This is a genomic window from Burkholderia sp. R-40 (genome assembly GCF_049942845.1).
Lineage (GTDB): Bacteria > Pseudomonadota > Gammaproteobacteria > Burkholderiales > Burkholderiaceae > Burkholderia > Burkholderia ambifaria.
Genome location: NZ_CP187967.1, coordinates 2,332,831 through 2,345,215, shown reverse-complemented (window position 1 = coordinate 2,345,215; position 12,385 = coordinate 2,332,831). Strand labels below are relative to the sequence as shown.

General features: G+C 69.6%; 9 protein-coding genes. 4 read left to right on the top strand and 5 right to left on the bottom strand.

Going from position 1 to position 12,385, the window contains the following annotated elements; genetic code table 11:
* Nucleotides 1–53 precede the first annotated feature (53 nt).
* The 5 genes from ACP26O_RS10850 to ACP26O_RS10830 form a co-directional block, all read right to left on the bottom strand.
* Nucleotides 54–824, bottom strand: a complete 771-nt coding sequence (locus tag ACP26O_RS10850; RefSeq protein ID WP_175664954.1) for a glycine zipper 2TM domain-containing protein — start codon at nt 822–824, stop codon at nt 54–56.
* Nucleotides 825–1,167: 343 nt separating this feature from the next.
* The gene (lysS, locus tag ACP26O_RS10845) at nt 1,168–2,694 is read right to left on the bottom strand and encodes a lysine--tRNA ligase (RefSeq protein ID WP_175664953.1); all 1,527 of its coding nucleotides are present in this window, start codon (nt 2,692–2,694) and stop codon (nt 1,168–1,170) included.
* A 76-nt stretch (nt 2,695–2,770) separates the two neighbouring features.
* Nucleotides 2,771–3,875, bottom strand: a protein-coding gene (prfB, locus tag ACP26O_RS10840; RefSeq protein ID WP_098143590.1) for a peptide chain release factor 2 whose coding sequence is annotated in 2 segments (ribosomal slippage) — nt 2,771–3,793 and nt 3,795–3,875 — 1,104 coding nt in all. Because the reading frame shifts where the segments join, the coding sequence is not laid out codon by codon here.
* Between the two features lie 152 nt (nt 3,876–4,027).
* Nucleotides 4,028–5,725, bottom strand: a complete 1,698-nt coding sequence (gene recJ, locus ACP26O_RS10835) for a single-stranded-DNA-specific exonuclease RecJ (protein ID WP_175664952.1) — start codon at nt 5,723–5,725, stop codon at nt 4,028–4,030.
* 10 nt (nt 5,726–5,735) lie between these two features.
* Complete coding sequence (locus tag ACP26O_RS10830; protein WP_175664951.1) at nt 5,736–6,812, bottom strand: regulator; 1,077 nt, start codon at nt 6,810–6,812, stop codon at nt 5,736–5,738.
* A 152-nt stretch (nt 6,813–6,964) separates the two neighbouring features.
* Here ACP26O_RS10830 and ACP26O_RS10825 point away from each other — a divergent pair, with 152 nt between their 5' ends.
* The 4 genes from ACP26O_RS10825 (at nt 6,965) to ACP26O_RS10810 (ending at nt 12,382) form a co-directional block, all read left to right on the top strand.
* Nucleotides 6,965–8,218, top strand: coding sequence for a lipoprotein-releasing ABC transporter permease subunit (locus ACP26O_RS10825; RefSeq protein ID WP_105787636.1), 1,254 nt, complete (start codon nt 6,965–6,967; stop codon nt 8,216–8,218).
* Complete coding sequence (lolD, locus tag ACP26O_RS10820; RefSeq protein ID WP_392840290.1) at nt 8,211–8,969, top strand: lipoprotein-releasing ABC transporter ATP-binding protein LolD; 759 nt, start codon at nt 8,211–8,213, stop codon at nt 8,967–8,969. The genes ACP26O_RS10825 and lolD overlap by 8 nt, the downstream gene beginning before the upstream one ends.
* Nucleotides 8,970–9,034: 65 nt before the next feature.
* Entirely contained in the window at nt 9,035–9,823 is a 789-nt protein-coding gene (locus tag ACP26O_RS10815) for a TatD family hydrolase (protein WP_175664950.1), read from the top strand.
* 57 nt (nt 9,824–9,880) lie between these two features.
* On the top strand, nt 9,881–12,382 hold the full coding sequence (locus ACP26O_RS10810; RefSeq protein WP_175664949.1) for a DNA internalization-related competence protein ComEC/Rec2: 2,502 nt from the start codon (nt 9,881–9,883) through the stop codon (nt 12,380–12,382).
* Nucleotides 12,383–12,385 lie beyond the last annotated feature (3 nt).

Genomic DNA, 12,385 nt, shown 5'->3' with positions numbered 1-12,385 from the left:
CATTTCCGGCGCGGCACAACGGCCGCCCGGCGATTCTTCATGCGTTACGCCCATTACGCGCCGACCAGCGTGCCGTTCTCGATCCGCACGCGCTGACCTTGGCCGAACGGCGGGGGGCTGTGGTACGTGAACGTGCGCGTCGCGCCGCTTTCCATCTGGACCTGCACCTGGTAATCGGTTTCCGCGCGCACCTGCTTCTCGACCTGATTGCCGGCAAGACCGCCGCCGAGCGCGCCGATGATGGTCATCGCCGTGCGGCCGTTGCCGTGACCGAACTGGTTGCCGAGCAGGCCGCCAGCTGCTGCGCCGCCGACCGCGCCGATCCCCGAGCTCTGGCCCGGCGTGCGCGATTGCGTGATCGACACGATCGTGCCGCAGGTCTGGCAATAGGCCGCTTGAGCGGGCGCGGACTGCTGTTGCGCATATTGCGGCGGTTGCGGTGCCGGCGTATGGCGGCGGTGCGTGGCTGCCGGGCGCGGCGCGGGCTTCGGTTCGGCTTGTGCCGCCGCCGCCTTCTCGGCCGCCGCCTTCTCGGCCGCGGCCTTTTGCTCAGCCTTCTGCTGCGCGGCCAGTTCGGCTGCCTGCTGCTGCGCTTGCGCGGCCAGCGCTGCACTGGCTGCCGCGGCCGTATCGACGGCCGGCTGCGACGCGATCAGCGCGGCCTGGGTCTGGCCGTTCTGCGCGTTGTTGCTGCTGGCCTTCGGGAAGATGCCCGTGATCGCGGCGGTGGCGGCGAGGCTGGCGACGATGACGGCGCCTGCCGCGGTCGCGATCAGCGGGTGGAGGCGTTGCTTTTGCGGCGTGGTCTGATTCTGGTTGTCCATGTTTTTCTCCGGTGTCGATCCGGCTCCGCACATTGGCGCTGGCCGGATCCCACGCTTCGGGAGCGAGCAGACTTGGCGTTCCGGCGCCGCGTTCTGGTCCCGTGGTCATGCGTGGTGACGCAACAGGAGTGTCGTCTACCGGCGAGCGGCGCACCGTATCAAGGTGTAACGAATTGCAGCGGGGGACCGGCGCGCGCAACAGGGAAAACCCGGAGAAGGCCGTCGCGACGAGGGGATAAAACGGGGGAGGATCGGAAGCCGGCGGACGCCGGGAGGCGGGATTTACGCGTGGTTACAAACCGCACGCGTGCGCGCCGCGGGGTGCGGCGCACACGCAGGCACGTCAGTCTTCGCGGCGCAGGTGCGGGAACAGCAGCACGTCGCGGATCGTCGGGCTGTCGGTCAGCAGCATCACGAGACGGTCGATGCCGATCCCGCAGCCACCCGTCGGCGGCATCCCGTGTTCGAGCGCGCGGATGTAGTCGGCGTCGAAGAACATCGCTTCCTCGTCGCCGGCATCCTTCTGCTCGACCTGCTTCTTGAAGCGCGCGGCCTGGTCTTCCGGATCGTTCAGCTCCGAGAAGCCGTTCGCGATCTCGCGGCCCGTCATGAACAGCTCGAAACGCTCGGTGATGCCCGGCGTCGTGTCCGACGCGCGTGCGAGCGGCGACACTTCGACCGGGTAGTCGATGATGTAGGTCGGCTCCCACAGCTGCGATTCGGCGGTTTCCTCGAACAGCGCGAGCTGCAGCGCGCCGATGCCGGCGTTCAGGAAGGCCGGCTGCGACACGTCGACGCCGAAGCGCTTCAGTTCGGTCCGCAGGAACGCGTCGTCCGACAGCTGGCCGTCGGTGTATTGCGGCGCGTACTTCTGGATCGCCTGCGTGATCGTCAGGCGGTGGAACGGCTTTGCGAGGTCGAGTTCGCGGCCCTGGTACTGGATCGTCGCGGTGCCGAGCGCATCGATCGCCGCCTGGCGGATCAGCTGCTCGGTGAAGTCCATCAGCCAGCGGTAATCGGTGTACGCGGCGTAGAACTCCATCATCGTGAATTCCGGGTTGTGGCGCGGCGACACGCCTTCATTCCGGAAGTTGCGGTTGATCTCGAACACACGCTCGAAGCCGCCGACGATCAGGCGCTTCAGGTACAGCTCCGGCGCGATGCGCAGGAACATCTGCATGTCGAGCGCGTTGTGATGCGTGACGAACGGCTTGGCCGCGGCGCCGCCCGGGATCGGGTGCAGCATCGGCGTTTCGACTTCCATGAAGTCGGCGTTGTCCATGAACTTGCGGATCGACGCGATGGTGCGGGTGCGCGCGCGGAACGTGTCACGCGTTTCCGGCGTGACGATCAGGTCGACGTAGCGCTGGCGATAGCGCATTTCCTGGTCGGCGAGGCCGTGGAACTTGTCCGGCAGCGGGCGCAGCGCCTTCGACAGCAGGCGCAGTTCCTTGCACTGGACCGACAGCTCGCCCTTGTTGGTGCGGAACAGCACGCCGCGGGCGGCGACGATGTCGCCGAGGTCCCACTTCTTGAATGCGTCGTAGGTTTCCGCGCCGACGTCGTTCGGCGTCACGAAGAACTGGATCTGGCCCGAACCGTCCTGCACCGTCGCGAAGCTCGCCTTGCCCATCACGCGCTTGAGCATCATGCGGCCGGCGACCGACACCTCGACCGGGTTCGCTTCGAGCGTGGCCTTGTCCGAGTCGGCGAAGGTGGCCTGGAGATCGGCGGCGTGATGCGTCGGCCGGAAATCGTTCGGATAGGCGACGCCTTGCTCGCGCAATGCGCGCAGCTTCTCGCGGCGCTCGGAGATGATCTGGTTTTCGTCCGCCGCGACGGCGGGCTGCGTTTGGGTCGGTTCGGTCATGATGGTCGGAATTCGGAGTGGGTGCGGCAACGCAACGGGAAGGGCGGGCGCGACCGGAGAGGCCGCGCCGCGGCGCTTACACGCCCTGTTTGAGGCTCGCGCTGATGAAGTCGTCGAGATCGCCGTCGAGCACGGCTCGCGTGTTGCTCATTTCGACGTTCGTGCGCAGGTCCTTCACGCGGCTCTGGTCGAGCACGTACGAACGGATCTGGTGGCCCCAGCCCACATCGGTCTTGCTCGATTCGAGCTTGTCCTGCTCGGCCTGGCGCTTGCGCATCTCGGCTTCGTACAGGCGCGACTTCAGCATCGCCATTGCTTCGGCACGGTTGCGGTGCTGCGAGCGGTCGTTCTGGCACTGCACGACGATGCCGGTCGGCATGTGCGTGATCCGCACGGCCGAGTCGGTCTTGTTGATGTGCTGGCCGCCCGCGCCCGACGCGCGGTACGTGTCGATGCGCAGGTCGGCCGGATTGACCTCGACTTCGATCGAGTCGTCGATTTCCGGATACACGAACACCGACGAGAACGACGTGTGGCGGCCGCCGGACGAGTCGAACGGCGACTTGCGCACGAGGCGGTGGATGCCCGTTTCGGTGCGCAGGAAGCCGTATGCGTATTCGCCCGTGACCTTGACCGTCGCGTTCTTGATGCCGGCGACGTCGCCGTCCGACTCTTCGAGCACTTCGGCCTTGAAGCCCTTGCGCTCGCAGTAGCGCAGGTATTGGCGCAGCAGCATCGACGCCCAGTCGCACGCCTCGGTGCCGCCGGCGCCGGCCTGGATGTCGATGAAGCAGTTGTTCGGGTCGGCCGGGTTCGAGAACATCCGGCGGAATTCGATGTCGCCGACGCGCGCTTCGAGCTTCTTCGCGTCGTCTTCGGATGCGACGAGGGTGTCTTCGTCGCCTTCCTCGCGGGCGAGCTCGAACAGGTCGAGCGCATCGCGCAGGTCGCTATCGAGCGCGGTGAGCGTCGTGACGACACCTTCGAGCAGCTTCTTCTCGCGGCCGAGTGCCTGGGCGTTCTTCGAATCGTTCCAGACGTTCGGGTCTTCGAGTTCCTTGTTGACTTCGGTCAGACGCGCAGATTTGGCGTCGTAGTCAAAGATACCCCCGAAGCTCGCCCGCGCGGGTGCGCAGGTCGAGCAGGGAGCTTTCGATCGCGTTGAGACGTTCCGCTTCCATGATCGTTCGCTGTTCTTGCTTCGTAAAAAAGCGGAATTATAGCCGATCGGCGGGGTTTCCCGGTGACGCGGAGTGTGCTTGCATGCGCGCCGTGGCCCCGTTCGGCGCGGCGCGCATGCGGCCCGCGAGCGCGCGGGCCGGGTGGCCGGGGCTCAGCCGGCCGCGTGCTCGACGATCAGCTGGACGCGCGTCACGCCGTTCCACGTGTCCGCGACGAGCCGATACGCGATCAGCGCGCTCGCCGGCAGCGGCTCGGTGTGGTTGAACCAGATCGCGTTGAAGCGCTGGCGGCCGCGCGCCAGCTGCAGCTTCAGGTGCTTTTCCTTCACGAGCGACTGCGACACGACGTCGAATTCGCCGGAGAAAAGCGGGGCCGGAAAGCCCTGGCCCCAGACGGCTTCGTCGAGCAGCCCGACGAACTGCGGCGTGAAATACGCGTCCTCCAGTTCGCCGTCGGTCTCGATCACGCGCGCGAGCGCGTCGTCGGACAGCCACTCGCGCGCGACGGCCTCGAACGCGGCCGCGAAGCGCGGCACGTCGTCGGTGCCGAGCGTGAGGCCGGCCGCCATCGCGTGGCCGCCGAACGCGACGATCAGGTCGGGCTCGCGCTTCGACACCAGGTCGAGCGCGTCGCGCAGGTGGAAGCCGGGAATCGAGCGGCCCGAACCCTTGACCCGCGTGCCGGCTTCGTCCGCATGCGCGAACGTGAACGACGGGCGGTGGAATTTCTCCTTGAGCCGCCCGGCGACGATGCCGATCACGCCCTGGTGCCATTCGGGATTGAACAGCGTGATCGTGCACGCGTCGGCCGGATCGACGTCGGCGAGGTCGGCGAGCGCCTGCTGCTGCATGCCGGCCTCGATCTCGCGGCGCTCGCGGTTCATCACGTCGAGTTGCTGCGCGAGGTCCCACGCGCGGCCGATGTCGTCGGTGATCAGGCATTCGATGCCGAGCGACATGTCGGAGAGCCGTCCGGCGGCATTCAGGCGCGGGCCGAGGCCGAAGCCGAGGTCGAACCCCGATGCGGTGCGCGCCTCGCGGCCGGCGGCGCGGAACAGTGCGGCGATGCCCGGCTGCATGCGGCCGTTGCGGATGCGCTGCAGCCCCTGCGCGACGAGCACGCGGTTGTTGCCGTCGAGCCGCACCACGTCGGCGACGGTGCCGAGCGCGACGAGGTCGAGCAGGCCGTCGAGGCGCGGCTCGGCTTCCTTGCTCGCGAACGCGCCGCGGCGGCGCAGCTCGGCGCGCAGCGCGAGCAACACGTAGAACATCACGCCGACACCGGCGATGTGCTTGCTCGGGAACGCGCAGCCGGGCTGGTTCGGGTTGACGATCGCGCGCGCGGCGGGCAGTGCGTCGCCGGGCAGGTGGTGGTCGGTCACGAGCACGTCGATGCCGCGTGCATTCGCGGCTTCGACGCCGGCCACGCTCGCGATCCCGTTGTCGACGGTGATCAGCAGGTCGGGCTTGCGGGCGGCCGCGAGTTCGACGATCTCGGGCGTGAGCCCGTAGCCGTATTCGAAGCGGTTCGGCACCAGGTAATCGATCTGCGCGCCGAACATCCGCAGGCCGCGCACCGCGATCGCACAGGCGGTCGCGCCGTCGCAATCGTAGTCGGCGACGACCAGCAGGCGCCGCTTGTCGGCGATCGCGTCGGCGAGCAGCGCCGCGGCGTCCGCGCAGCCTTTCAGTTCGGTGGGTGGCACGAGGCGCGCGAGCGCGGTCTCGATGTCGGTCGGAGACTGCACGCCGCGCGACGCATACAGGCGCGCGAGGACGGGGTGCAGGCCGTGGCGCGCGAGCGCTTCGGCGTCGGCGGGCGCGACGGGGCGGGTAACGATCCGGGTCATACGAGTGGGGTCATTCGAACAGGGACGCCAGCGCGCGGCGGCGCCAGAACTTGCGCAGGTCGCCGCGCGTCGCGTGCAGCGTCACGGAGCTGGTATCCCCGCACAGCGTGAAATCGACGCTGGCCAGCTCGCCGTTCTGCAGCGCGGCGAGGGTCGGCGCGAACCAGTCGCGCTCGAGCATGGCGAGCGCGTCGTGCCAGCGTGCCCAGTCCTGTTCGATGAACGGAGCGGACAGCGCCGGCAGCTCGACGAGCGTCGCGCCGGCGGCGGCGGGCAGCGCACCGAAGGCGGCCGGCGCGGCACCGGCCTCGGCCTGCGCGGCGCGCGCGAGGCCGAGCGCCGCGGGGGAAGCAGACAGCACGCGCTCGAACGGCTTGCCGACCGGCTTCAGCGTGCCTTGCGCATGGAACCAGATCGAATTGACGGCGGGCAACCCGCGCGCTTCGCGCGCTTCGTTGACCGGGTGCTGGAACCACGCCATCTGCACTTCGTTCTGCAGCTTCATCCACATCCGTGAACGTTCGCCGGTGTGCGCCTCGTGCGGCAGCCAGATTTCGATATTGCGGCCGCTCGCGCGCAGCGGCGCGGCGCCGGCGAGGCGGGCGAGCTGTTCGCTGGACAAGTACCAGCGGGTCGGCTGCGGCGCTTCCAGCCGCACGCCGAGCTCCTCGATCAGCGGGCGCGCGACCGCCAGCAGCGCGGCCGCGTCGCCGTCGTCGAGCGCGAGGCTGGCCGGGTCGACGAGCACGAGGTGATCGTGCGCGATCTGGACGTGCACCGGCTCGACGCACGCCCAGGCGTGCGTGCCCGGGTCGCCGCCGTCCGCCAGCAGCATGTAGGGCGCGAGCGGCGCCTCGTCGGCGGCGTTGCCCCGGCTCGCGCCGAACTGGCGGGCCAGCCAGCGCTCGTGCGGCAGCGTGCGCTGGAAGTCCTCGCCGGCCACGCGCTCGACGAGGCTCGCGCGGGCCAGCAACTTTTCGAGCGCGGGGCTGTCCAGCGTGTGCAGGGACGAGGCCGCATCGGCTGCGGACGGCAGCGCGAACGGAACGAGGAAATGGAGGCGTCGGTCGTGCATGATGGTGCGCATTGTATGGCAAACTGCGCGCGTGATCGGGCCGGCGGACGGCCCGATTGCGTCCGGCGACCGTTTTTCGACCGCGCCCGGGCGGCCGGCCTCCGCCGGATGGCGCTCCCGGGCGCGGGCCGTCATCCCCGCCGTAACCAGCAGAAAGGATTCGCTTGAAACTTCCGTACGAATGGCAGATCGGCTGGCGCTACACGCGCGCCGGCAAACGCACGACCGGCAACGGCTTCATTTCCTTCATCGCGCTCGTGTCGATGCTCGGCATCGCGCTCGGCGTCGCGGCGCTGATCGTCGTGCTGTCCGTGATGAACGGCTTCCAGAAGGAAGTGCGCGACCGCATGCTGTCGGTGCTCGCGCACGTCGAGGTGTTCTCGCCGACCGGCTCGATGCCCAACTGGCAACTGACCGCGCAAGAGGCGCGCCGCAATCCGTCGGTGACGGGCGCGGCGCCTTACGTCGACGCGCAGGCGCTGCTCACGCGCCAGGACGCGGTGAGCGGCGTGATGCTGCGCGGCATCGAGCCGTCGCTCGAACCGCAGGTGTCGGACATCGGCAAGGACATGAAGGCGGGCCAGCTGACCGCGCTCGTGCCCGGCCAGTTCGGCATCGTGCTCGGCGACGCGCTCGCCGGCAACCTCGGCGTGACGGTCGGCGACAAGATCACGCTGGTCGCGCCCGAAGGCACGATCACGCCGGCCGGGATGATGCCGCGGCTCAAGCAGTTCACGGTCGTCGGCGTATTCGAATCGGGCCACTACGAATACGACAGCACGCTCGCGATGGTCGACATCCGCGACGCGGAGGCGCTGTTCCGGATGTCCGCGCCGACCGGCGTGCGGCTGCGGCTCACCGACATGCAGAAGGCGCCGCAGGTCGCGGTCGAACTGTCGCACACGCTGTCGGGCAGCCTGTACATCCGCGACTGGACCCAGCAGAACAAGACCTGGTTCTCGGCCGTGCAGATCGAGAAGCGGATGATGTTCATCATTCTCACGCTGATCATCGCGGTCGCGGCGTTCAACCTCGTGTCGTCGCTCGTGATGACGGTGACCAACAAGCAGGCCGACATCGCGATCCTGCGCACGCTCGGCGCGCAGCCCGGTTCGATCATGAAGATCTTCGTCGTGCAGGGCGTGACGATCGGCTTCGTCGGCACCGCGTCGGGCGTCGCGCTCGGCTGCCTGATCGCATGGAGCATTCCGTGGCTGATCCCGATGATCGAGCATCTGTTCGGCGTGCAGTTTCTGCCGCCGTCGGTGTACTTCATCAGCGAGCTGCCGTCCGAGCTCGTCGCGGGCGACGTGATCAAGATCGGCCTGATCGCGTTCGTGCTGTCGGCCGTCGCGACGCTCTATCCGAGCTGGCGCGGCGCGAAGGTGAAGCCGGCGGAGGCGCTGCGCTATGAATGATCGCGCGACCGCATTCGCGGATTCACGACAACCCATCAGACAGGATTCGGCAGGTATGCAGGAATACGTGCTTCAGGCGCGCGGGATCACGAAGGCGTTCGTGCAGGGCGGCTTCAATGTGCAGGTGCTCAACAACACCGAGCTGACGGTGCGGCGCGGCGAGAAGCTCGCGGTCGTCGGCGCGTCGGGCTCCGGCAAGAGCACGCTGCTGCACGTGCTGGGCGGCCTCGACGAACCGAGCGCGGGCGAAGTGTCGCTGCTCGGCAAGCCGTTCACGCAGCTTGCCGAGCGCGAGCGCAACGAGTTGCGCAACCGCGCGCTCGGGTTCGTCTATCAGTTCCATCACCTGCTGCCGGAATTCACCGCGCTCGACAACGTCGCGATGCCGCTGCGCATTCGCCGGATGACGACCGAGGATGCGCGCGAGCAGGCACAGGCGATGCTCGAGCGGGTCGGTCTCGGTCCGCGTGCGAAGCATCGGCCGGGCGAGTTGTCGGGCGGCGAGCGGCAGCGCGTCGCGATCGCGCGCGCGCTGGTGACGAAGCCGGCCTGCGTGCTCGCCGACGAGCCGACCGGCAACCTCGACGGCACGACGGCCGATACGGTGTTCAACCTGATGCTCGAATTGTCCGAGACGCTCGAAACGAGCTTCGTGATCGTCACGCACGACCCCGAGCTCGCCGCGCGCTGCGACCGCATCATGCGCCTGCGCGACGGCGTATTGCACGAGGAGCCGGCGCTGCCGGTGTGAACGAGCGCTCCCGCTGCGCTGCCGGGTGAGCCCCGGCGCCGCGGCGAGGGCGCAGGAAAGCCGCCATGTGGATCGATACGCACTGCCATCTCGACGCCGGCGAATTCGATGCCGACCGCGACGCGGTCGCCCAGGCGGCGCGCGCGGCCGGCGTGTCGCGCATCGTGATCCCGAGCGTCGGGCGCGACAATTTCACGACCGTGCGCGAACTCGCGCAGCGCACGCCGGGCGCGGTCTATGCGCTCGGCATCCATCCGATGTTTACGCCGCAGGCGCACGACGCGGATCTCGACCGGCTGCGCATGGAGATCGAGGCGAGTCTCGACGATCCGCGCTTCGTCGCGATCGGCGAGATCGGCCTCGACTACTTCGTGCCGGGGCTCGACGAAGAGCGGCAGCAATTCTTCTACCAGGGGCAGCTCAAGCTCGCGCGCGAATTCGACCTGCCGGTGCTGTGCCACGTGCGCAAGTCGCAGGACCGCGTGCTCGCCGGGTTGCGCCGCTTCGGCGTGCGGCGCGGCATCGCGCATGCGTTCAACGGCAGCTTTCAGCAGGCCGATGCGTATCTCGCGCAGGGGCTGCACCTCGGCTTCGGCGGCAACGTGACGTTCGGACGCGCGTTGCAGATCCGCCGGCTCGCCGCGCAGTTGCCGCTCGACGCGGTCGTCGTCGAGACGGACGCGCCCGACATCGCGCCCGAGTGGGCGTACAAATCCCGCAACGCGCCCGACCAGGTGCCGCGCATCGGCGCCGTGCTCGCCGAACTGCGCGGCGTCGACGCGCACTCCTTGTGCCTATCCACAACGGCTAACGCGCTCGCCGCGCTGCCGCGCCTCGCACTTTCGTCCGCATAATCGTTGCCGGAAGGCGCCGCATCGATATCGGCGGCGCCGGGTCGACGAGGAGGCGCGATGCGGGTGGGGTGGATCGCGTTCGCGCTCGGCGTCGTCGTGCTGCAACGGCAGGCGGCGTTGCCGGGCGCGAGCGGCTGGGTAATCGGGGCGGCGGTGCTGGCCGGTTGCGGCGCGCTACTCGCATGGTGTGCACGGTGCCGTCGAACCCGTGCGATCGTCGCGCTCCGGTGGATGCTGTGCGCAAGCGCCGCCTGTGCGGTCGGATTCGGCTATGCGGCCGCGCGCGCCGAATGGCGGCTGCGTGACAGTCTGCCCGTCGAATGGGAAGGGCGCGACATCGCCGTCACGGGTGTGATCCGCGGGTTGCCGGTGATCGACGATACCGGCGCGCGACTGCTGTTGGCCGTCGAATCCAACGACGCGGGCCTCGCCCGTTTCCCGCCGGTAATCCGGTTGTCATGGCGCACGTACGGCGCGCCCGCCGCGCGCGATGCGATTCCCGATCTGCGCGCGGCGCAGCGCTGGCGTCTCGTCGTGCGGCTGAAGCGCCCGCATGCCGAGGCGAACCCCGGCGTGCGCGACAGCGAGGCGGCGTGGCTCGCCGCGGGCATTCGTGCGATCGGCTATGTCGTCGCGCCCGGGCGCGCGGAATTGCTCGATGCGCGCGCAGCGGGATGGCGCGCATCGATCGATCGGCTGCGCGACGCGCTGCGCACGCGTATCGGCGACGCGCTCGGCGGCGGGCCCGACAACGCGCGCCATCGCGGCATCGTCACCGCGCTCGCGGTCGGTGATCAATCCGGTATCGGCGACGACGACTGGCGCGTGCTGCGCAATACGGGCACGAGCCATCTGGTCGCGATTTCGGGCCTGCACGTCGGGCTCGTCGGCGCGATCGCGGGCGGGATCGTATCGATGGTCTGGCGGCGTCTGCGCTGGCGCGGACGTGCCGCGGCGCTCGTGATGCCCGCGCCATACGTCGCTTCGCTGGCGGCGCTGACGGCTGCCGCCGGCTATGCGGCGCTTGCCGGCTTCAACGTGCCGGCGCAGCGCGCGTGGTGGATGATCGCGGCCGGCGCGGCTGCCTATCTGGCCGGACGCAGCGTGCCGACTTCCGCGGTGTTGTGCGCGGCGCTCGGCGGCGTGCTGATCGCCGATCCGTGGGCGGTGCTGTCGGCCGGGTTCTGGCTGTCGTTCGGGGCGGTCGCCGTGATCCTGATGGCGGTGGCGGGCTGGCGCGCGGTGCGTGAATTCGACGGCGGCGACGACAGTGCGCCCGACGGCGCCCCCGCGGTCGATCGCCGGCGCCGGCTGCGCGCATGGTGCACGCGTGCCGGGCGCCGGATCGCGGAGGCGACGCGCGTGCAGTACGCGGTGACGCTCGGCCTCGCGCCGCTCACGGCCGCGTGGTTCGCGCAGATCTCGGTATCGGGCCCGCTCGGCAATGCGTTCGCGATTCCGTGGGTCAGTTCCGTCGTGACGCCGATCGTGCTCGCCGGTATCGGATTGCCCGCGCCGTTGGACGCATATGCATTCCGGCTCGCGCATGCGGCGCTCGAACCGATGATGGCGCTGCTCCGGCACCTCGCCGACTGGCCGGCCGGCGTGTTCTGGCTGCGCATGCCGGACTGGCCGGTGCTGGTGCTGGCATGCTTGGGTGTCGGGTGGGCATTGATGCCGCGCGGCTGGCCGCTGCGCTGGGCGGCGCCGCTCACATGGCTGCCGCTGGTCGCACCGGCGCCCGATGCGCCGCCGCCGGGCGGCTTCCGGCTGACCGTGCTCGACGTCGGGCAGGGCGCGTCGGTGCTGGTCGAGACCGCGCGCCGGACCCTGCTGTTCGACGCGGGGCCGGGAGCGGAGTCGACCCATGCCGGCACGCGGATCGTGGCGCCGGCGTTGCGCGCACGCGGAATCCGGACCCTCGATTCGCTGGTGCTCAGCCATGCGGACGCCGATCACGCGGGCGGCGCGGCGGCCGTCTATGCGGCGGCCGAGGTCCGCCAGCTGCTCGCCGGCATTGCGCCGCGCCACCGGCTGTGGCGCAACGCGCAGGCGGCCGGCGTGGCCGATCGGCTGCCGTGCGCGGCCGGGCAGCGGTGGACCTGGGACGGTATCGTCTTCACGATGCTGTGGCCGCCCGGCGTGGCGGGCGCCGGCCCGTCGAACGAGCAATCGTGTGTGTTGCGCATCGACGCGGGCGGCACGTCGGCACTGCTGACGGGCGACATCGAGGCGCGCACCGAACGGCGATTGGTGGCCGACGCGCGCGACGCACTGGCCGCGCAGATCCTCGTCGTTCCGCATCACGGCAGCCGCACGTCGTCCGTCGAGCCTTTCCTCGATTCGGTCGAGCCGCGCGTCGCGGTATTTCCTGTAGGCTATCGCAATCGCTTCGGGCATCCGCACCGGACGGTCCTCGCGCGCTACGAGGCGCGCGGGATTCCGCTGCCGCGCACCGATCGCGACGGGGCCGTGCGGTTCGACGTCGCGCCGGCGGGCGGCGCTTTCGCTTTCGAGCGTTATCGCGATGCGCAGCGACGGTACTGGATGGACCGGTGACCG